Source organism: Streptosporangium sp. OZ121, from assembly GCF_051918885.1.
Classification (GTDB): Bacteria; Actinomycetota; Actinomycetes; order Streptosporangiales; family Streptosporangiaceae; genus Streptosporangium.
In genome coordinates this window covers 243,346-264,004 of sequence record NZ_JBPXMC010000005.1, presented here as the reverse complement: position 1 = coordinate 264,004, position 20,659 = coordinate 243,346, and the positions used below count along the sequence as shown (strand labels likewise).

At 71.8% G+C, this 20,659-nt stretch carries 13 protein-coding genes and 1 pseudogene; 8 read left to right on the top strand and 6 right to left on the bottom strand.

Going from position 1 to position 20,659, the window contains the following annotated elements; all coding sequences use genetic code 11:
• Positions 1 to 26: 26 nt before the first annotated feature.
• Positions 27 to 491: pseudogene (locus ACTOQ1_RS13305) on the bottom strand (transposase); the annotation flags it as partial.
• Between ACTOQ1_RS13305 and ACTOQ1_RS13300 the strand changes: the two are divergent.
• Positions 406 to 789, top strand: coding sequence for a hypothetical protein (locus tag ACTOQ1_RS13300; protein WP_440067176.1), 384 nt, complete (start codon positions 406 to 408; stop codon positions 787 to 789). The pseudogene ACTOQ1_RS13305 and the gene ACTOQ1_RS13300 sit on opposite strands and share 86 nt — an antisense overlap.
• Before the next feature lie 242 nt (positions 790 to 1,031).
• Positions 1,032 to 1,748, top strand: a complete 717-nt coding sequence (locus ACTOQ1_RS13295) for an MgtC/SapB family protein (RefSeq protein WP_440066980.1) — start codon at positions 1,032 to 1,034, stop codon at positions 1,746 to 1,748.
• 397 nt (positions 1,749 to 2,145) lie between these two features.
• On the opposite strand, the gene ACTOQ1_RS13290 is transcribed toward ACTOQ1_RS13295, so the two are convergent.
• A complete protein-coding gene (locus tag ACTOQ1_RS13290) occupies positions 2,146 to 2,910 on the bottom strand; it encodes an ABC transporter permease (RefSeq protein ID WP_440066978.1) in 765 nt (254 codons plus the stop codon).
• Positions 2,907 to 3,851, bottom strand: coding sequence for an ABC transporter ATP-binding protein (locus ACTOQ1_RS13285; protein WP_440066976.1), 945 nt, complete (start codon positions 3,849 to 3,851; stop codon positions 2,907 to 2,909). Before ACTOQ1_RS13285 ends, ACTOQ1_RS13290 begins: the two co-directional genes overlap by 4 nt.
• Positions 3,852 to 3,961: 110 nt before the next feature.
• Here ACTOQ1_RS13285 and ACTOQ1_RS13280 point away from each other — a divergent pair, with 110 nt between their 5' ends.
• From ACTOQ1_RS13280 to ACTOQ1_RS13270, 3 genes are all read left to right on the top strand, one after another.
• Positions 3,962 to 5,071 carry a sensor histidine kinase gene (locus ACTOQ1_RS13280; RefSeq protein WP_440066974.1) on the top strand — a complete coding sequence of 370 codons (1,110 nt, stop codon included), beginning with the start codon at positions 3,962 to 3,964 and terminating at the stop codon, positions 5,069 to 5,071.
• Positions 5,068 to 5,715 (top strand): response regulator, encoded by a 648-nt coding sequence (locus ACTOQ1_RS13275; protein ID WP_440066973.1) that lies wholly within the window; start codon positions 5,068 to 5,070, stop codon positions 5,713 to 5,715. Before ACTOQ1_RS13280 ends, ACTOQ1_RS13275 begins: the two co-directional genes overlap by 4 nt.
• A gap of 137 nt (positions 5,716 to 5,852) precedes the next feature.
• On the top strand, positions 5,853 to 8,222 hold the full coding sequence (locus ACTOQ1_RS13270; protein WP_440066972.1) for a protein kinase domain-containing protein: 2,370 nt from the start codon (positions 5,853 to 5,855) through the stop codon (positions 8,220 to 8,222).
• 106 nt (positions 8,223 to 8,328) lie between these two features.
• On the opposite strand, the gene ACTOQ1_RS13265 is transcribed toward ACTOQ1_RS13270, so the two are convergent.
• The 3 genes from ACTOQ1_RS13265 to pulA form a co-directional block, all read right to left on the bottom strand.
• A complete protein-coding gene (locus tag ACTOQ1_RS13265) occupies positions 8,329 to 9,204 on the bottom strand; it encodes an AEC family transporter (RefSeq protein WP_440066970.1) in 876 nt (291 codons plus the stop codon).
• A 124-nt stretch (positions 9,205 to 9,328) separates the two neighbouring features.
• Positions 9,329 to 11,053 carry a carbohydrate-binding module family 20 domain-containing protein gene (locus ACTOQ1_RS13260; protein WP_440066968.1) on the bottom strand — a complete coding sequence of 575 codons (1,725 nt, stop codon included), beginning with the start codon at positions 11,051 to 11,053 and terminating at the stop codon, positions 9,329 to 9,331.
• A gap of 90 nt (positions 11,054 to 11,143) precedes the next feature.
• Positions 11,144 to 17,092 (bottom strand): pullulanase-type alpha-1,6-glucosidase, encoded by a 5,949-nt coding sequence (pulA, locus tag ACTOQ1_RS13255; RefSeq protein ID WP_440066966.1) that lies wholly within the window; start codon positions 17,090 to 17,092, stop codon positions 11,144 to 11,146.
• 364 nt (positions 17,093 to 17,456) lie between these two features.
• On the opposite strand from pulA, the gene ACTOQ1_RS13250 reads away from it, so the two are divergent.
• Genes ACTOQ1_RS13250 through ACTOQ1_RS13240 form a run of 3 tightly spaced genes read left to right on the top strand, consistent with a single transcriptional unit; the run spans position 17,457 to position 20,635 of the window.
• Positions 17,457 to 18,749 carry an extracellular solute-binding protein gene (locus ACTOQ1_RS13250; protein ID WP_440066964.1) on the top strand — a complete coding sequence of 431 codons (1,293 nt, stop codon included), beginning with the start codon at positions 17,457 to 17,459 and terminating at the stop codon, positions 18,747 to 18,749.
• 24 nt (positions 18,750 to 18,773) lie between these two features.
• Positions 18,774 to 19,763 carry a carbohydrate ABC transporter permease gene (locus ACTOQ1_RS13245; protein ID WP_362682965.1) on the top strand — a complete coding sequence of 330 codons (990 nt, stop codon included), beginning with the start codon at positions 18,774 to 18,776 and terminating at the stop codon, positions 19,761 to 19,763.
• A complete protein-coding gene (locus tag ACTOQ1_RS13240) occupies positions 19,760 to 20,635 on the top strand; it encodes a sugar ABC transporter permease (protein WP_440066962.1) in 876 nt (291 codons plus the stop codon). The genes ACTOQ1_RS13245 and ACTOQ1_RS13240 overlap by 4 nt, the downstream gene beginning before the upstream one ends.
• Positions 20,636 to 20,659: the final 24 nt, after the last annotated feature.

Here is a 20,659-nt window from a genome sequence, read left to right as displayed (position 1 = left end):
CTTCGACCAACCACCGTGCCCCAGGTGGCCGCCAGGCGGCTGGTGAGCTTATGCAGGCCGTCGCGCCGCTGGTTGGCCACCCGTGCATGTGCTTTGCCGAGCGCGGCCTTGGCCTTGGCCCAGCGGGCCGAGGCCTCGCGCCTGCCGCCGTCCGGGGCGCGGGGGCCGACGCGGCGGGCGAGTTGCTTGTTCAGCTTGCGCAGCCGCCTGAGCGCCGAGCGGTGATGTTTGGGGTTGGCGACGACTTCCCCGGTGGACAGCACCGCGAGGTCCTTGACCCCGAGATCCACCCCGACGACGGCGCCCGGCCGGGCCGGGGCGCGGTCGGGGCGGTCGAGCTCGCAGGTGAACGCGACGAACCACCGGCCCCCCTCGCATCGGACGGTGGCCGACAGGATCCGCCCCGTGCCGCGCTCCACGTGCCGGGCGAGTTTCCGGGTGGATTCGTGCGAGAACGCCGACTTCACCCCCTTCTGGATCGCCAACGCCATCCAGGTGACCGGCAACGCCAAGCTGGCCGAGAAGATCGCCGAGCGGCCCGAGGTGGACCGGATCGAGCCCAGCCGGGTCACCAAGGTGCCCGAGCCGCTGCCCGGCAAGGAGGTGGCGAGGATCAACGCGATCGAGTGGAACATCGACCGCGTCAACGCCCCCGCGTCTGGGACGAACTCGGCGTCCGCGGCGAGGGCATCGTCGGGCCAGCTCAACGTGCGGTTCGCCAAGCGGACCGGCGACACCGTGCTCAACAGCCTCCGCGTCTCCGAGCGCCCCGACAAGGCCACCCCGTAGCGGCCTGACCCCCACCGGCCCTCCCCGCCTTCCCCGCGGGGCGGGCCGGTGCTCGTCCCCCCGGCGGTCCGCGGTACGACAGTGCGCGAGCCGGGGGCCGCGGTGTGACGGTCCGCGGGCCGGTGGTTCGAGAGCCGGCCGGACGGGCAAAGTCCTGGCCAAACGACGTTACGGGTCGTGCGGGGCCGGGGATTGGCGGGGTGTGTCGCCTTCACCGGGGCGCGGGACCGGGGGTGATGGGGATGGCACCTCTCGGTGAACTCGCCGGACAGGGCTGGGCACAGGTGGGGGCACTGTTCCTGGCCTTCGCGCTCTCGGCCATGATCGGCCTTGAGCGGGAGGTCCGCCAGAAGAGCGCGGGCCTGCGCACCCACACCCTGGTCGGCTTCGCCGCCGCCCTGATCATGCTGGTGTCGAAATACGGCTTCGCCGATGTCCTGGGGGAGAACGTCAACCTCGATCCGTCCCGGGTGGCCTCCCAGATCGTGTCCGGCATCGGCTTCCTGGGCGCGGGACTGATATTCGTCCGCGGTGACGCGGTCCGCGGCCTCACCACCGCCGCGGCCGTCTGGCTCACCGCCGGGGTGGGCATGGCGGCGGGGGCCGGGCTGTGGCTGCTGGCGATCATCGTGACCGCCGGGTACTTCGCGACGGTGTTCGTCCTCACGCCGCTGGCCGACCGGCTTCCCCGGTCCAAGTACGCACCCTCGCGGCTCCACCTGACCTACCTCGGCGAGCAGGGCGTGCTGCGGCGGGCACTGGCCGAATGCACGCGGCGGGGATTCGGCGTGGACGAGCTGTCCGTCGGCCAGCGCCCCGAGGGTCAGAGCCCGGCGACCGTCTCGCTCTGGCTCACCGTGCACGGCGCCGGCTCGATAACGGAGCTCACCACGGCGCTCTCCGAGATCGACGGGGTGCTCGCCGTGGTGAGCAGGGACGCCAACACGGCGATGCCCTGAACCGCGGTCGCGCGCCCCCGGTGATCGCTCCTCGGAGTCGTCGCTGCCGGGTGCGGGGGAAAGCATGTCCATGACGTGGGGATTCGCGGGTTTTCGCCGGACGGGGATCCGGTGGGATGAGTAGGGGATACTCATGCTTTCCGGCGCGTCCCTGCCTAACGTTCGGAAAGACCCGTCCTGACCGATCCACGGGGGGTGGGTGGGAAAAGGGCTGGATCCGTCCTCGTCATCGTGTTGATGACGCCGGTGCCGCTCCTCGCGGGTGTCGCACCGGCCGCCGGGAAAGCCGCGAGCCTGGCGGGGGCCGGCTCGCGGGCCGTCCCGTCCGGCCGTCCCCGGACGCCGGTCATCGGGCGGCGGGGGACGGGGGCAGGGCTGAGCGGGGGCGCAGGGCCGGCTAGTCCCAGCGGAAGAACACGGCCGCGACGACGCTGCCGAACACGACGCCGGCGGCGAGACCGATCAGGTTGGAGGCCTCGATGGGAGCGCCGATCCAGGCGGCCGACAGGGCCTGGCTCCCGGCGCCGAACGGCAGCCACTGACCGATCGTCGTGATCACCTCCGGGAGACTGTCGCGCCCGCCGAACATGCCGCCGGTGGCGCCCAGGACGAAGAAGAGGCTCAGGCCGATCGCCACGGAGGAGTTCGGGGTGGGCGACAGCGCGGCGACGACCAGGCCCACGGCGTACATGGCGGCCACCGTCAGCGCCAGCACACCGAGCGCCGCGCCGACGCGCACCGGGGGGTTGGCGTCGAACGCCAGCGTGGCCAGGATCCAGGCGGCCGTGACGCCGACGGCGATCTGCAGCACGCCGGCGGCCGCCTGGGCGACGAGGATCAGCACGGGCGAGGCGGGCGTCACCCCGAGACGTCGCAGGATGCCGCTGTGACGGTAGTGGGCCAGGAAGCTCGGCATGTTGACGATGCCGGTCAAGGCCACGATCATCGTGAACGTCAGCGGCAGCACGTGGACGTCGAACGCCGTGCGGCCGTGTGCGATCGTCTCCCGGCCGGCGGACGAGGCGTTCATCACCAGGATGAGCATGGGCAGGCCGATCGGCACGATCAGCCCGGCGGTGTCGCGGGCGACCATCTTGAGCTCGCAGATCAGCAGTCCGGCCCAGGCGCGCGGGCCGGGGCGGTGGACGGTGATGTCCGTCATCGGATCGTCTCCTCCTCGGTGTCGAGCCGGTGCCCGGTCAGGGCGACGAAGGCGTCGTCCAGGCCGGCCTGTTCGCTGCGCGTCTCGGTCGCCACGACGCCGGCGCGTACGAGCGCGACGCTGACGGCCTGGAGCAGGTCACCGCGGCCTTCGACGAGGACGTGGTCGCCGTCGGCGCGTACCCGCTCGACCTCGCCGAGTCCTTCGAGCAGCCCGCTCGGCACGGGGGCGGCCGTGCGGAAGGTGACCCGCTGGGCGAACCCGGCCCTTCGCACGAGCCCGGAGGGCGAGTCGAGGGCGATGACCCGTCCCTCGTCGAGCAGCGCGACCCGGTCGCACAGTCGTTCGACCTCCTCCATGGCGTGGCTGACGAGCAGGACGGTCACGCCGGACTCGCGCAGCCGCTCAAGGGCCGACCACATCTGGCGGCGCGCCTCGGGGTCGAGCCCGGTGGTGAGCTCGTCGAGGATCACCACCCGGGGCCGCCCGACGAGGGCGAGCGCGATCGACAGCCGTTGCTGCTGGCCGCCGGAGAGATTCTCGAAGCGGGTGCGGTGGGAGGCGGTCAGGCCGACCGACTCGATCAGGCCGGCGGCCGGCAGCGGGTCGCGGTAGAAGGTCCCGTACAGGCGGACCAGCTCGGTGACCGTGAGCGCGGGGTGCAAGGTGGCCTCCTGCAACTGGACTCCGAGGACCTGGCGCAGCCGGGCCCGGTCGCGCCGGGTGTCCAGGCCGAGCACGCGGACGGTGCCGCGGTCGGGCCGCCTGAGCCCGGCGATCAGCTCGACGGTGGTCGTCTTGCCGGCTCCGTTGCGTCCCAGGATGCCGAAGATCTCGCCGGCGGCGACAGAAAGGCTGACCTCCTCGACGGCGACCTTGGAGCGGTAGCGCTTGTGCAGACGGTCCGCTTCGACGGCGGGAGGTGACGTTGTCGCATGCATGCCGTCGACGTTAGGAAGGGCGAGCCCCTGGCGCCTGTGCCGATGGTCAGCATCGGTACCCATGACTTTCGGCACCTCGGCGCGGATGCGAGCGTCAGTAGAGTGATGGTATGCGGCGAATCGAGCCGGACGGGTGGGCTGGGCTGGCGGTGCTACTGGTGTGCCTCGCGGTGGGCACCCCGATACTGCTCGGCGCGGCCCGGACCTGGGTGCCCCTGCCGGTGTGGGGCGTGCTGTTCGTGGCGCTGCTGGCCACCTCGCTGACCGCCGCGCTCTGGGAGGATCGCCGGCCGAGGCGGGCGTGGGCCTGCTACGGCGCGGCCGTCGCGCTGGGATGGCTGACGGTCCTGACGGCGCCCGGCGCCGGGTGGCTGCCGATCCTGCTGGTCTTCGCCGCGGCCTTGAGCGCGTACGTCGCGCCGCCGTGGGCGGGCCCGGTGGTGGTCGTGCTCAACACCGTCGTCATCGCCGCGAGCGTGGGCCTCACCGGCGCCACCCTCACCGAGATCGGCCTCAGCGCGCTGCTGTACCTGCTGATCCAGGTCGCGACGCTGCTGAGCTCGCTGGCGACCATCCGGGAGCAGCGGATACGCCGCGAGCTGAGCGAGGCGCATCTGGAGCTGCGGGCGGCGAGCGTCATCCTGGCCGACACCGCACGCGCCCACGAACGCCTGCGCATCGCCCGGGAACTGCACGACCTGATGGGGCACCAGCTCACGGCGCTCACCCTGGAGCTGGAGGTCGCCCGGCACCACGACGGCCCCGGCGCGCGCGTGCACATCGAGCGCGCCGACCGGGTGGCGCGGGACCTGCTCCGCGACGTGCGCACGACCGTCGGGCAGCTGCGCGCCGACGCGCCCGATCTGCGCGAGTCCCTGGCCGCCGTGGTACGCGACATTCCCGGCCTCGACATCGGCGTGTGGATCGACGACGACGTACGTCCCACCGAGGAGGTGACCATGACGCTCATCCGCGTCGTCCAGGAGATCGTCACCAACACCATCCGGCACGCGGACGCGACCTCGCTGCGCATCCGGATCGAGAGCACCCCGGACCGGGTCGTGAGGCTCACCTCCGTCGACGACGGGCGCGGCAGCCCCCAACTGCGGCCGGGCAACGGGCTGCGCGGCCTGAGCGAGCGGATCGACGCGATCGGCGGCGACGTGCGGCTCGACGGCAGCGACGGTTTCCGCGTCACCGCCAGGGTGCCGGCGCGGTGATCCGGGTGATCGTGGTCGACGACCAGACCCTGGTCCGGCAGGGCATCCGCAGCCTGCTCGACCTGACCGACGACATCGAGGTGGTGGGGGAGTCCGACGACGGCATGTCCGCGCTGGCGGCGATCGAGGAGCACGCCCCCGACGTCGTCCTGCTCGACCTGCGCATGCCCCGCCACGACGGCATCTGGGTGCTCGAGGCGTTGCGGGAGCGCGCGGACGACTCGCCGCCGGTGCTCGTGCTGACCACGTTCGACAACGACACCCTGGTGCTGGACGCGATGCGGGCGGGGGCATGCGGCTACCTGCTGAAGGACGTGACGCTCGAACGGCTGACCCGGGCCATCCGCGTCCTGGCCGACGGAGGGACGCTGATCTCGCCGTCGATCACCGATCGGCTGCTGCGCGCGGTGCACCGCCGCCGGCCGGCGGACGACGACCTGCCCGCGATCCAGCGGCTCACCGAACGAGAGGTGGAGGTGCTGCGGCTCGTCGCGGAGGGTTACAGCAACCGCGAGATCGCCCAGGCTCTGTTCCTGGCCGAAGGCACGGTGAAGAACCACGTCTCGACCGTGCTGCTCAAACTCGGGGCGCGCGACCGGACCAACGCGGTGCTGCGCGCCCTGCACGCCAGCATCCTCGACTGACAGTCAGCAGGCATTTGGTCTAATTCGCTGATACTGGCATGCTCCTTTCCGGGACTCGGCTGCCCGGAACCCGGCGCGTGCGGCAGGGCGCCGGCCGCCGGCCCACTCGGGCGGGTTCGCGGCGGGGGAGGAGCACGATGGCCGGTACGGAGCTCAGATCCGGCGACCCCACCGCCTTCGGGCCGTACACGATCGAGGCCAGGCTGGGTGAGGGCGGGCAGGGCACGGTCTACCTCGGCCGTGACCCGGCCGGTGAGCGCGTCGCGGTCAAGGTGCTGCACCCGAGGTTCGCCGCCGACCAGGTCGCGAGGACGCGCTTCCAACGGGAGATCGCCGTCGCCCGGCAGATCGCCGAGTTCTGCACCGCCCGGGTGCTCGACGCGGGGGAGAGCGGCGACCACCTCTACGTGGTGAGCGAGTTCATAGACGGGCCGTCGCTGCAGCAGGCCGTCGAGCGCGAGGGGCCACGCGACGGTGCCGCCCTGCAGCGCGTCGCGATCAGCACGGCCACCGCGCTCGTCGCCATCCACCAGGCGGGGATCGCGCACCGCGACTTCAAACCGGCCAACGTGCTCCTCGGCTTCGACGGCCCGCGGGTCATCGACTTCGGCATCTCCAAGGCGCTCGACGCCGGGCCCGCCCAGACCAGCGGCGCCATCGGGACCCCGGCCTACATGTCACCCGAGCAGGTGCACGGTCAGCTCGTCGCCGCTCCCTCGGACGTGTTCAGCTGGGCCGTGACGATGGTGTTCGCCGCCACCGGCGGCCCCGCGTTCGGCCAGGACTCCATCCCGGCCGTGCTCCACCGCATCCTCAACGCCGAGCCCGACCTGTCCGGGGTGCCCGAGGGGCTGCGGCCGCTGCTGCGCGCCTGCCTGGCCAAGACCCCCGCCGGCCGGCCGACCGCCCCCGACCTGCTGTTCCGGCTGATCCGCCAGCCGTCGGCGGGTGCCGTCGCGCCACCGTCACCGCCGCGGGCCGGGGACCCGGTACGGGACCGGCCGCCGTCGCCCCAGCCGTCCCCCGGTTGGGACGGCGAGTCCGGGCAGCCGTCTCCCGGGTGGAGTGCCGGCTCCCGGCAGCCGCTCTCGCGGTCGCTGTCCGAGTCGCCGTCCCCGCCGTTGCCGCCACCCGGGCGTGGCACCGCGCCCGCGCAGCCGTCGTACGCCGGGCGGTCACCGGTCGGCCCGGGCGCCACGCCGGGGCAGCGGCGCCCGGCGGATCCCGGGGGACCGGCCTTTCCCGGTGACACGCGGGAGGAATCCGCCGACGCGACCGTGCCCGGCGGGTCCGGACGATCGCGCCCGTGGCGGATCGGGGCCGCCGTCGCGGCCTCCGCCCTCGCGGTCTCCGCGGGAGTCTTCGTGCTCCCGCCGCTGCTGGCGGGTACGGGGGAGGAGCCCGCGGACCCCACCCCCGTCGCGCTGACCGGATCCCCGTCGGTCTCCGGCGGATCCCCCTCGTCCGGCGAATCAGCGCCGCCCAGCACCTCGCCGTCTCCCAGCGGTTCCCCCTCTCCCGGTGGATCGGCGTCCCCCGCGGCCACCCCCACCTCGGTCACCGGGGACTGGAGGAGCGCGCCGGTCGGCGGCCCGTTGCGCGGCCATCGCGACGACCTCCAGACGGTGGCGATCGCCCAGGTCGGCGGCAGGCCCGTGATCGTCTCCGGTGCCAACGACCGCACCGTCCGCCTGTGGGACCTCGCCACCCGCAGGCCGCTGGCCACGCTCACCGGGCACACCAACTGGGTGCGCTCCGTCGCGGTCACCGAGCTGGACGGCAGGACGATCGCGGTGTCGGGCGGCGACGACGGCACCGTACGCCGCTGGGACCTCACCACCCGCAAGCCGGTCGGCAGGCCCTTCGACGCCGCCGTGCCCGTCTTCTCCCTCGCCCTGGCCACCCTCGACGGCGAGCCCGTCGTGGTGGCCGGCGGCCGCGACGGGAGCCTGCGCCTGTGGGACCTGAGGACGGGCGCCGCGATCGGCAAGGCCCGCCGTGCCTCCGTCGGCGCCGTGTTCGGCCTGGCCACCGCCGAGCTCGACGGCGAGCCCGTCGTGTTCACCGGTGGCGGCGACGGTACGGTGCGCCGCTGGCCGCTCCGCTCGGGGCCCGGCGAGACGATCCTCACCCAGCGGTCCCAGGTCACGGTCGTCACCACGGCCGAGCTGGACGGCAGGCTCGTGGTGCTGTCCGCCGGAGGCGCGCAGGACATCCACATCGACGACGCCGCGGGCGCCGGTGAGGTGCGCCCGCCCATCCGGAGCCACAGCGGCTGGGTCTACTCCCTGGCCGTCGGCCGGGTGGGGTCGCTCACCGTCGTCGTCTCCGGCAGCAACGACTCCACCGCGCGGGTCCACGACCTCGACACGGGAAAGCCGGCGGGGCGGCCGTTCAAGGCCCACGACCACAACGTGTTCGCCGCCGCGGTGACCGAACTCGGCGGGCGCCCCGTCGCGGTCACCGGAGGCGGCGACGACGCCGTCCGCGTCTGGCGCCTGGGCTGACCGGCCCCCGGCACATCGCGGCGATTCCCCGGCTGCCCAGAGTCGTCTCGCTCGTCCGCCCGTCGCCGGTGCTCAGGCCCGGACGCGCTCCTGAGGCGGCTGTGGATCACTCGGCGCCCAGCAGGGCGATGGCGGACAGGGTGCCCAGGGACAGGACGCTGGAGACGAGGATGGCGTCGCGGGGCAGGTCGGTGGGGCGGCCGTACTCGGCGGCGTACACGAACGTGTTCTGCGCGGTGGGAAGCCCGGAGAACAGGACGGCCGCGAAGAGCGCCGGGCCGTCGAGGTGGAGGAGGAAGCGCCCGACCAGGAAGGCCACCAGCGGCTGGAGCAGCAGCTTGAGCGTCACCGCCGGTGCCGTCGCGCGCCAGGAGACGGCCGAGCCGTTCAGGGACATGCCCAGCGAGAAGAGCGCCAGGGGCACCGCGGCGCCGCCGAGGATCTCCAGGGGCCTCAGCGCGAGGTCGGGCAGCCTCAGGCCGAGGGCCGACACGCCCAGGCCGAGGAACGAGGCGATCACGATCGGCGTCCGCAGCGGGGCGAGGAAGGACGCGCGCCCGGCCCCGAGGCCGAGGAAGATCAGCGGGGAGACCAGCAGGACCTGGAAGATCAGGACCGACACCACGAACGTCGCGTCGTCCAGGACGTACAGGCCGACGGGGATGCCGAGGTTGCCGGCGTTGACGTAGGCCGACGACATCGCGCCGATCACCCGTTCGGGCAGCTCGCCGCGGAACAGCGCGAGCGCGAGCAGGCCGACGGCGAAGGTGCTGACCGCGAAGGCGAGCAGCGGGCCGGGCTGGATCCGGTCGAGCGGGGTACGGCTGAGCGTCGTGAACAGCACCGCGGGCATCGCGACGGTGAACGCGAACCGCGTCAGCGCCCGCCGGGCGTGGTCGCTCGCCCACCCGAACCGGGCGGCCAGCCAGCCGAGGGCGCCGATACACCATATGGGGATGAATGCCGCGATAACCGACTGCACCCGGCATACCGTAGCCGGGTTCTCGCGCGGGGCCGGGAGCCCGGCCCCGACCGGCACGGCTTTCCGGGCCGCGCCGGCCAGGGCCGGGCCGTGTCAGTCAGGGCAGGTCAGGGCAGGTCGGGGATCAGCGCCAGGAGTCGGTGCGCGTCGCGGTGCCGCCGGAGGGGGTGGTGAAGGAGCGGTTGGGGTCGCTCTCCCAGGTAACCGAGCCGTCGGAGTTCTTCTTGATGTACTTGTACCGGATCGTCGTGCCGGCCGGCAGGTTCACCGTGGCCCTCCAGACCGGGTACGCGGCCGACGACAGGGCGACGGCGTTCGCCGGGTTCCAGGAGCCCAGCGCGGCGACGTCGCCGACGACGAAGACGTTCTGGCCCCAGTTCGTGGTCACGGTGGCGTTGAACGTGGTGGCGACCTGGCCGGGGTTCACCGTCGGCGTCGGGCTGGGGCCGGGGCCGGAGGCGCCGGTGTGGACGGCGACCGCGCCCCTGGCCGGGACGGTCACCGAGGCCGAGCCGTCCGCGCCGACGGTCACCGAGCCGCCGCCCGCGACGTTGGCGTAGGTCCCGGCGGGCAGGCCGGTGGAGAAGGTGCGGGTGACGGCGCCGCCCTCGTTGTTGATCGCGACCCAGCCCTTCGCGCCCCGGCTGAAGGCGATCACGTTGTCGCCGTTGTCGTACCAGTCGCCGACCGAGGTGCCCTGCACGGCGCGGTTGAAGCCGACCATGCCGTTCATCTGGCGGTGGAAGCAGGTCCACCGGCCGTTGCCGCAGTCGGCGTCGGTGGCGAAGCCGCCATTGGCCGACGGCGGACCGGCCTCGCCGTCGCTCCAGGTGAACCCGGAGTAGACCCTCGGCGTGCCGTACGGCCAGGCGAGCATGAAGACGTTGGCCAGCTTGTAGGCGTCGCCGTACTTGTAGTTCATGGTCGAGCCGTTGCGCTCGGTGTCGTGGTTGTCGACGAACACCACGGCCTTGTCGCTGGGCACCGACAGGCCCCAGCTCTGCCCGAAGGACCGCAGGTTCCTGATCTGGCCGCCGTTGAACTGCTCCTTGAGCTTGCGCCCGTACACGAACTCGTGGACGTCGCCGACGCCGGTGTACTGGCTCGGGCTGATCGCCTCGCCGTCGCCCTGGATGACCTCCTGGTGGATGTACGGCGAGCCGGTGAGCCTGCCCTTGATCGCGGCGAGGTCTCCGGGGTCGATGTGCTTGGCGGCGTCGACGCGGAAGCCGTCCACGCCCAGGGAGGTCAGCTTGTTGAGGTAGCCGGCGATCTGGTCGCGGACGTACTCGGAGCCGGTGTTGAGGTCGGCCAGGCCGACCAGCTCGCAGTTCTGCACCCGCCAGCCGTCGCCTGTGTAGTCGGAGCCGTTGATCGTGCAGGCGGGGGAGTGGAAGTCGGCGGCGGAGTAGAGGCCGGGGTAGTTGTACTTGCCGAAGCCGTAGCCGCCGTAGCTGGTGCTGCCCTGGCCGGTCATGTGGTTGACGACGGCGTCGGCGTGGACCTTGACGCCGGCCGCGTGGCAGGCGTTCACCATGTTCCTGAACGCGTTCTCGTCACCGAACTTGCTGGTGAGGGTGTAACGGGCGGGCTGGTAGATGTCCCACCAGACCGAGCCGCCCCGCGACATCGAGTCGCTCGGCGGGGAGACCTGCACGGCGGCGTACCCGGCCGGGCCGAGGACGTCTGTGCACTCCCTGGCGACGGAGTTCCAGTTCCAGTTCCACAGCTTCACGATCGGGCCGGGGGTGGGCGGCGCCGCCTGGGCGGGGAGCGCGCCGGGCACCAGCACGGCGGCGCTCGCCAGAGCGCTTAACGCCGTGGCAACGACGACTCTGTAGGGTTTCACGAGGGGGCCTCCAGGATCGATGGACGGGTTCCCTGGCCGGGCCGGGTGCTGCAACACCTGGCCCGGCCGTCTTTCCGGGGTGTGCGGGGGTCAGGGCTGGACGAAGACGGCGACCGTGCGGGCCGGTACCGTCAGCGTGCCCGTGGCGGGGTCGAACGTCGACCGCTTCACGACGGCGTCGTCGCCGGCCGTCTGGACGGGGTGGAGCGTCACCTGGGCGCCCTTCAGCGCGGCGACGGTCTGCGGCCGCGCCTCGGGGGTCGCGTTGAAGACGACGGTGACCGACTTCCAGCGCGGGTCGATCCCCGTGGCGTCCAGGTGCATGGTCACGACACCCGGGGTCTCCGAGGTGCCGCTCGTCGGGAAGGTGAGGCGCTTCTGCACCTCGGCCAGGGTGGCGAGGCCGAAGACCGGCGAGGATGAGCGGATCCTCAGCAGCTCCCCGTACCGGGCGCGGGCCGCGCCGATCGCCGCGCAGTCCGGCTTCAGCGCCGGGTCGGCGAGCAGCGGCCTGGCGTACTGCCACTTGTCCTCGTTGTCGGGCCTCGGGGGGAGCCCGGCGCCGAAGCCGTTGCCCGCCGAGCAGTCCCACAGCAGCCGGTTGAACCAGTCGCCCGAGTCGTAGGAGTTGCGGTCGAGGGACTTGGAACGCAGCCGCTCGCTGCCCGCGTGCACGAACGAGGTGCCCTGCCCGAGGACGGCCGTGGCCAGCGAGAGCGACTGCATGCGCACCCGGTCGGCCATCGCGGTCGCCGGGGGCAGTTTGTACGCCAGCGCGTCGAACAGCGTCTCGTTGTCGTGGGCGTCGACGTAGGTCACGACTTCGCCCGGTGCGGCGGTGTACCCGGCGGGGGAGCCGTTGTAGCTCACCTGCGAGCCCTTGACCCGCTCGCCGCTGGAGGCGGTGAAGGTGTAGTCGCGGAGGTTGCCGGCGAGCCCGACCTTGATCAGGTCGTGGTAGTTCAGCAGCCGGGACCTCTGCTGCGCCTCGTCGCCGTTGGCCGGTGAGCCGTTGGGCGCTCCGGCGAGCCCCGAGCCGAAGCCCTGCACGCGGGGGTCGGCGTCGAACGGGCCGCCGCCGCGCACCGCGTCGCGCAGCCGGTCGCTGAAGGTGCCGATCCCGGTGCCCGCCATGTTGGCCTGGGTGGCCTGCTCGAAGCGGGCGTCGTCGGCCACCTCGCCGAAGTTCCAGCCCTCCCCGTACAGGATGATCGACTTGCCGTCGACGCCGTCGCGGGCGACGGTCAGCTTGTCGAGGGCCGCACGGACCGCGACCATGTTCGCCTTCGGGTGGTGGCCCATCAGGTCGAACCTGAAGCCGTCCACCTTGTACTCGCGGGCCCAGGTCACGATGGAGTCGACGACGAGCCTGCCCATCATGGCGTGCTCGGGCGCGGTGTTGGCGCAGCAGGTGGAGGTGGCCACCGTGCCGTCGTCGAGCAGCCGGTGGTAGTAGCCGGGCACGAGGCGGTCGAGCACCGAGGCGGGGTCCTGGCCGGCGGCGTGGGTGTGGTTGTAGACCACGTCCATCACCACCCGCAGCCCGGCCCTGTTCAGCCCGCCGACCATGCCGCGGAACTCTCTGATCCGCGACGACCCGTCCGGCTCGGAGGCGTAGGAGCCCTCGGGCACGGTGTAGTGCAGCGGGTCGTAGCCCCAGTTGAAGGAGTCCTTGGCCGCGGTCCGCGCGACGCAGGCCTGCTGCTCCTCGGAGTCGGGGGGCATCGAGGCGAGGTCGCAGTCGGGTTCGGTCCGGTCGGCCTTCCTCTCGGGGACGGTCGCCATGTCGAAGACGGGCAGCAGGTGCACGTGGGTCAGCCCGTCCTTCGCCAGCCCGCGCAGCTCTCTCATCCCCGCCGAGTCGCCGGTGAACGCCGCGTACGTGCCGCGCTCGGCGGCCGGGACGGTCGTGTCGGAGGCGGAGAAGTCGCGCACGTGCAGCTCGTAGACGGACGCCTTCTGCTGGGGGACGGCCTTCGGTTTGGCCAGCGACGACCAGCCGGCAGGGCGCAGCGCCCGGTCGGACAGGTCGGCGAGCTGGCTGCGGCCCGAGCCCGCCGACAGCGACAGGCTGTACGGGTCGGTCACCTCGTTGACGACGACCTTCCCTGCCGTGTCCTCGCCGGGTGCGTAGACCGTCACCAGGAAGGTGTAGTAGCGGTCCTTCCAGTCCCGCTGCCCCCGCAGCGACCAGACGCCGGTGTCGTCGTCGCGGCGCATGGGGTGGACGGTGCGCTTGCCGCCGGAGGAGTCACGGTAGAGCGCCAGCTCGACCTTGCCCGCGGTCGGCGCCCAGACCGACAGCCTGGGCGTGCCGCCGCTCCAGGAGGGGCCGAGCTCGGCGGTCGCCGCCCTGGGGTACAGGTCGTCGAGCAGGCCGGGCAGTTGCACGCCGGTGGCGGCCAGCAGCGCGCCGGAGGCGTCGCGCTCGACGGCCACGACCTGGCCACGGGTGGCCTCGCGCACCAGGTCGGCGTCGCGCGGGTCGACGGTGAACGCGGCGTGCCCGGCCAGGTGCGGCCACTTCGCCTTCTGCGCCTCGGTCAGCGCGCCGGGGGCGAGACGGATGAGCTTGAGGTCGCCGGTCAGGTCGCCCTTGTCGTAGGTGATGCCGCCCTTGGCGGAGAAGGCCAGGGAGTAGCGGTTCGTGGTGGAGGGGGCGACCTTCCAGGCGACGGTGGCGCGGTCGATCCAGTGCGCCGACGACTTCGACAGGTCGGCGTCGGCCCCGCGCGCCGAGGGCTGGGGCAGCAGGTGGCCCTCGGTGGCCGCGACCCGCCACACCTCGTGGCCGGTCGCGGTCAGGTCCAGCGACTGGTCGTCCGGCAGGTCCTTGGCGTCGCCCTTGTGGATGATGTAGTTCACGGTCTTGGCCCCCTCGGTCAGGGGGACGCGGAAGTGAACGCCGAACCCGTCCTCGCCCGCGGGCGGCAGCGGCGCGGCCCACTCGGTGGGATTCGCCACGTCGCCCCACAGATGAAGTCCCCAGCCGTCGTAATTCCCGTCCGGCCGGTGGTAATGCAGGATCGCGACGTTCTCGGCCGCCGCCCGGGTCGGGTGGGCCTTCGCCACGCCCGAGGCGACGTAGGCGTCGGGCTGCGACGCCGGGGTGAACGACTGGTCGGGCCCGGGGTCCTTGGTGTCGCCCTTGTGGATGATGAAGTTCGCCGGAAGGGAGGCGTCCTTCAGCGGCACCCTCCAGAACGCGCCGAAGGAGTCGACGCCGTCCGGCGGGCGTGGCGCGGCCCAGTCGGTGGGCACCCCGTCGGCGAGCCCGTCGCCCCACAGGTGCAGTCCCCAGCCGTCGTAGTCCTTGCCGGGGCGGCCGTAGTGGACGGTCGCGTACCCCTGGGCCGCCGCGCGGGACAGGTGGGTCTCCGGTCTCCCCTTCGCCAGCCAGACCTCGCCGTTCCTGGCGGGGTTCACGATCCGGTCGCCGCCGTCCTTCTCCTCGCCCTTGTGGGCGATGATCCCGACGCTGGTGGCGCCCGGCTTGAGCTTGATCCAGGCGAAGCGGCCGTAGGAGTCCTCGCCGGTCAGCGGGAGCGGGGTCGCCCACTCGGTCGGGTTCTCCACGTCGCCCCAGACGTGCAGGCCCCAGCCGTCGTAGTCGGCGGCGTCCTCCCGCTGGTAGTGCACGACCAGCCAGTCGCGCCTGACCGCGCCGGGCTCCTCGGGGGCGGGCTCGGCGCCGACGGTCGCCTGCGCGCCCGCCGAGGCGAACCGGCCCGCGGAGTCCTTCACCACGGCCTTGTACGAGATCCTCGTGCCCGCCGCGATGCCGCGCAGGTCGTGGAAGACCCGGAAAGCCCTGGAGGCGGGGCCGGAGGGGGCGGCGTTGGGGGCGTCGTCGGTGCCGATCGCCCGCCAGGGGCCTTCGCCGACCTTGGCGGCGAAGGTGACCTGGTCGAAGCCGGTGCCCGGCACGGTCGCGACGACCGGGATCCGGCCGTCCTCGGCGGTGCCCCTGATCTCGGTCCCCGGCAGGGCGATCGAGACGGCCGGGGCCGAGGCCGGTGCGGCGAGCTTGGCGGGCGCCTTGTAGACCACCGCCGACAGGGCGGGGACGGTGAGCGCCAGCTTGGCGTCCGCGCCGGTGGTGAGCGTGGCGGCGCCCTCGCCGTACACCTTCGTGAAGGCCGCGCCCGCCGAGAAGGTGGGCACGCTCGCGGTCGCCGGCTGTTCGGCGTTGTTGACCGCGACCAGGTACTCGACCTGCCGCGTGGCGTCGATCCTGGAGAAGGCGTAGACGCCGCCGGAGACCAGCCGCTCGATCTGGGCGCCGTCGGCCAGCGCCGGGTGGGCGTCGCGCAGCGCGGCCAGGGCGGAGATGCCCCGGTAGAGCGGGTGGGAGGGGACGAAGTTGTCCTGGGCGTGGGTGGAGCCGGTGCCGATCAGGTCGTCGCTCAGGTAGCTCTCGGTTCTGGAGGCGAACATGGACGCGCGGGCGTCCTGGTCGCCGCCCTTGCCGGTGAAGCCCTGCTCGTCGCCGTAGTAGACGACCGGCTGGCCCCGGGTGAGATACATCAGCTCGTGGGCGAGCAGGTCCCTGCGCAGCAGCTCGGAGTCGGGGGCGCCGGGGTTGTCCTGGGCGACGAAGCGGCCGATGCGGCCCATGTCGTGGTTGCCGAGGAAGGTCGGCAGCGACGAGGCGTTGCCGTCGGCGTCGATGTGGTAGTCGTCGCCCGCGTACAGCCGGGCCAGCCGGGACGCGTCCGCCGTGCCGCCGGCGAAGGAGCGGGCGGCCTCCTGGAACGGGAAGTCCAGGGTGGCGTTCATGGCGCCCCGGGTGGAGTAGCGGCTGGTGAAGGCGGGCTCGCCGGAGTAGACCTCGCCGAACATGAAGAACCGCTTGTTGCCGTGCTGGGCCGCGTAGCCGCGCAGCGCCGGGGAGAATTTCTCCCAGAACTCCATGTTCACGTGCTTGGCGGTGTCGATGCGGAAGCCGTCGAGGCCGGTGTCGCGCACCCACGTCTTGTAGATGTCGGTCATCCCCTTGACGACCTCGGGGCGCTCGGTCCACAGGTCGTCGAGGCCGAAGAAGTCGCCGTACTCGTCGTTCTCGCCGCCGCTGAAGGTGGAGTCGCCCCGGTTGTGGTACATCGTCGGGTCGTTCAGCCAGGACGGGGTCTTGGCGTTCCTCGGCGCGACCGGCGTGTACGGGAACGAGCCGGCGTCCACCTCCGGGAAGGTGTCCTTGCCCGCGTGGTCGCGGTCGTCGAACGGCACGCCGTCGGTGTCGACGTAGGGGTAGGCGCCCTTGGAGCGGTAGGAGTAGGTCTTCTCCGCGTAGTCGACCACGTCGGCCGTGTGGTTGGTGATGATGTCGAAGAAGACCTTCATCCCGCGCCGGTGGGCCTCGCGCACCAGCTCCTTCATCTGGGCGTTGGTCCCCAGGTGCGGGTCGATCCTGGTGAAGTCGGTGATCCAGTAGCCGTGGTACCCGGCCGAGACGTTCGCGCCGGTGCCCTGCACGGGACGGTTCACGAAGGCCGGGGTGATCCAGATCGCGGTGCTGCCCAGGTTCTTGACGTAGTCGAGCTTGCCGAGCAGGCCCTTGAGGTCGCCGCCCTGGTAGAAGCCCTTGTGCGTGGGGTCGAAGCCGGTGGCGAGCCGGTCGCCGGACAGGCCGCCCCGGTCGTTGCCGGTGTCGCCGTTGGCGAACCGGTCGGTCATCGCGAAGTAGAAGCGCTCGCGGCTCAGGTCGGCGCGGAGCGCGTCGCGCGCGAGGTCCCGGTCGGAGGGCTCGGCGGTGCGGCTGAGCGCGGACACCACGGGACCGGACGACACCGCGGGACCGGACGCCGCGGGACCGGACGCCGCGGGACCGGACGCCGCGGGGCCGGACGCCGCGGGGCCGGCGCCGGACGCGGAGGGCGCCGTGGAGGCCGGTACCGGTGCTGAAAGGGGTGCGGGGGAGGGGGACGCGGCGGCGGGGAGCGGGGTGGCGGCGAGGGGGGTGGCGATCAGGGTCGCCGCGAGCGCGACCCCCGTCAGGAAGGTCGTTCTCGCGCGCCGTGGGGGGAGCGGCCAGACCACGGGGGGCCTCCACGGGAGTTGTTTCGAGGGTGTTGCCCGGAAGTTACTCATTGGGAATGGTCTGTGCAATCCCTTGCGGCAATTTTCTGAATCCCGGCAATTCGCGGTCGTCCGGAAGGGGACCCAATCGGTTGCCCAAAACGTACAAAAGGTGATTTTCATCACTAAGAGGGCGATATATCTGCTCGAAGGTCGAGGGAGAGGCAGTGAGACCCCTCGGCTTTGGGGGGCTTTGTAACGACTTTGCAGACTCTTGCAGAAACTTCTTCCAATGGGGTTCACGTCGGCGTAACGTCCGGCGTACTCCAGACCCGGCCGGACGGCTCTTCGGTCCCGGCCGCCCCCTGAACACGAGGAGAAGAACATGCGGCGAGCCTTCTCGGCCGCGACGATTGTCGCGGCCCTCGCCCTGGCGGTCTCCGCCTGTGGTGGCGGTGACGCCGGTACGGCGGCCCCCACCCAGCCCGCGGCGACGGACCCGTCGAAGATCACCGGTGAGATCACCTGGTGGGACACCGTCAGGCCCGACAGCGAGGGCCCGACCTTCCAGGCGCTCATCAAGGACTTCCAGGCGAAGTACCCGGGCATCAAGGTCAAGTACGTCAACGTCCCCTCCGACCAGGCGCAGAACCAGTTCCAGACCGCGGCGCAGGCGGGCGCGGGGGCGCCGGACGTGATCCGTTCCGAGGTCGCCTGGACCTCCCAGTTCGCCTCGCTCGGCTACCTCCAGCCGCTGGAGGGCACGCGCGCCGTGGAGAACGAGTCGGACTTCCTGCCGGGGCCGCTGAGCAGCACCAAGTACAACGGCAAGACGTACGCCGTCCCGCAGGTCACCGACACCCTCGCGCTCATCTACAACAAGCGGCTGCTCAAGGAGGCCGGGCACGAGAAGGCCCCCACCACGGTCGAGGAGCTCAAGCAGACCGCGCTCGACGTCAAGGAGAAGACCGGCGCCAGCGGCCTCGCGCTCAACGTCGACTCCTACTTCCTGCTGCCCTTCATGTACGGCGAGGGGGGCGACCTCCTCGACGTGCAGAACAAGAAGATCACCGTCAACTCCCCGGCGAACGTGAAGGCCATGGCCACCGTCGCCGACCTGATCACCTCCGGCGCCGCGCCCAAGCCCGCCATCCAGGACAGCTACGCCAACGCGATGACCGCCCTCAAGGACGGCAAGGCCGCGATGATCTACAACGGCCCGTGGGCGCTGTCGGAGATCTACCAGGGCAAGGAGTTCAAGGACAAGGAGAACCTGGGCATCGCCCCCGTCCCGGCGGGCTCGGTCAAGGCCGGCGCCCCCACCGGCGGCTGGAACCTGGCCATCTACGCCGGCTCCAAGAACCTGGACGCCTCCTACGAGTTCGTCCGCTTCATGAGCACCCCCGAGTCCCAGGCCAAGGTCGCCAAGGAGATCAGCCTCCTGCCGACCCGCGTCTCCGCGTACGACAACCCCGACGTGCAGGCCAACAAGGACGTCTCCGTCTTCAAGCCCATCATGGAGACCGCGACCGCGCGGCCGTGGATCCCCGAGGGCGGCCAGCTCTTCCAGCCGCTGCTCGAGGGCTACCAGTCGCTCGTCGGCGGCACGGCGACCCCCGAGGACATGCTCAAGAAGGTCGACGGCCAGTACCGAGGCATCTTCAAGGACTGGAGCTGACCCGTGGCGCTCTCGACTGGGCGTGTGAACAGCACGGCCAGGGACCGGGCCGCGGGTGCCGACGGCGCCCGCGGCCGGGGCCGCCCGCCGGGCGGCCCGTTCCGGCGGGCGCTGGGCAGGCACTGGTACGCCTGGGCCATGGTCGCCCCGGTGATCCTGGTCACCGGCCTGCTGGTCGGCTGGCCGCTGGCCAGGGGCGTCTACCTGTCGCTGACCGACGCCACCGAGGCCAACATCGGCCGGACGATCGGCGTCAACGTCATCCCCTCGACGTACGAGTTCACCTGGTTCGACAACTACGTCGCGATCCTGACCAGCGGACTGTTCTGGGAGAAGCTGACCTGGACGGTCGTGTGGACCGTCGCCTGCGTGGCGTTCCACTACGGCCTGGGCCTCGGCCTGGCCATGCTGCTCAACCGCAAGGTCAGGTTCCGCTCCGCCTACCGGCTGCTGCTCATCCTGCCGTGGGCGATCCCGGGCTTCGTCTCGGCCTTCATCTGGCGCTACCTCTACAACAGCGACTTCGGCGTGATCAACGCGATGCTGCGGGCCGCCGGCCTGGGCGCGGTCGGCTGGCTCGACGACCCGACCACGGCGAAGATCGCGGTCATCGCGGTCAACGTCTGGATGGGCGTGCCGTTCATGATGGTCGCCGTGCTGGGCGGGCTCCAGTCGATCCCCGGTGAGCTGTACGAGGCGGCCGAGGTCGACGGCGCCACGCCGTGGCAGCGCTTCCGCTTCATTACGATTCCCGGCTTGCGTACCGTGTCGAGCACGGTCGTCCTGCTGGGCACGATCTGGACGTTCAACATGTTCCCGGTGATCTACCTGATCAGCGGGGGAGGACCGGGCAGCTCCACCGAGATCCTGGTCACCTACGCCTTCCGCGAGGCCTTCACCGGCGTCCGCAACTACTCCAACTCCGCGGCATGGGGAGTGATCATCCTCCTGCTCCTCGTCGTGCTGGCCGTGGTCTACCGGCGCTCGCTGCGCAAGCAAGGGGAGGTCTGGTGAGCGCCACCGTCACCACGTCCGGGACCGGCCGCGTCCGGGGGCGCGGGGAGCGCAGCGTCGGCAAGTCGATCCTGCTGCACGCGACCCTGCTCGCCGCGGTCGTCACCTCGCTGTTCCCGATCGTCTGGCTGGTCCTGACCTCGCTCAAACCGCGCGACGGCTGGCTCTCCAGCGAGCTGGAGATCTTCAATCAGCCCTCGCTGGACAACTACGTCCGGGTGCTGACCGAGACGCGGTTCCCGACCTGGTTGCTCAACTCGGTGATCGTCGCCGGGCTGACCACGGTCATCGGCGTCTTCCTCGCCTCCACGACCGGGTACGCCATCAGCCGCTTCCGCTTCCCCGGCTACCGCGGGGTGATGTGGATGCTGCTCGTCACCCAGATGTTCCCGGTGGCGATCCTGATCGTCCCCCTCTACAACCTGATGGCGGGCCTCGGGCTGCTCAACCAGATTCCCGGGCTGGTCATCGCCTACATGACGGTGGCGGTGCCGTTCTGCGCGTGGATGATGAAGAGCTACTTCGACTCCATCCCGCGCGAGATCGACCAGGCGGGACTGGTCGACGGCCTGACGCCGTTCGGCGCGTTCTGGCGGGTCATCCTGCCGCTGGCCAGGCCGAGCCTGGCGGTCACCGCGTTCTACTCGTTCATGACCGCCTGGGGCGAGGTGGCCTACGCCACCGTGTTCATGTCGCAGGAGGAGAAGCGCACGCTCGGGATCGGGCTCCAGCAGTTCGTCGGCCAGCACTGGTCGGACTGGGGCCTGCTCACCGCCGCCGCGGTGCTGATCGCGGTTCCGGCGGCGGTCGTCTTCCTGCTCGTCCAGCGGCATCTGGTCACCGGGCTCACCGCCGGTGCCACGAAGTCGTAACACCACTGTGCTAGTACGTCCTGA

Excerpts from the sequence above, each read along its gene's own strand:
- ACTOQ1_RS13280 (WP_440066974.1), top strand. The coding sequence starts at position 3,962 with ATGCGGCGAATCGAGCCGGACGGGTGGGCTGGGCTGGCGGTGCTACTG.
- ACTOQ1_RS13285 (WP_440066976.1), bottom strand. The coding sequence starts at position 3,851 with ATGCATGCGACAACGTCACCTCCCGCCGTCGAAGCGGACCGTCTGCAC.
- ACTOQ1_RS13295 (WP_440066980.1), top strand. The coding sequence starts at position 1,032 with ATGGCACCTCTCGGTGAACTCGCCGGACAGGGCTGGGCACAGGTGGGG.
- ACTOQ1_RS13270 (WP_440066972.1), top strand. The coding sequence starts at position 5,853 with ATGGCCGGTACGGAGCTCAGATCCGGCGACCCCACCGCCTTCGGGCCG.
- ACTOQ1_RS13250 (WP_440066964.1), top strand. The coding sequence starts at position 17,457 with ATGCGGCGAGCCTTCTCGGCCGCGACGATTGTCGCGGCCCTCGCCCTG.
- ACTOQ1_RS13290 (WP_440066978.1), bottom strand. The coding sequence starts at position 2,910 with ATGACGGACATCACCGTCCACCGCCCCGGCCCGCGCGCCTGGGCCGGA.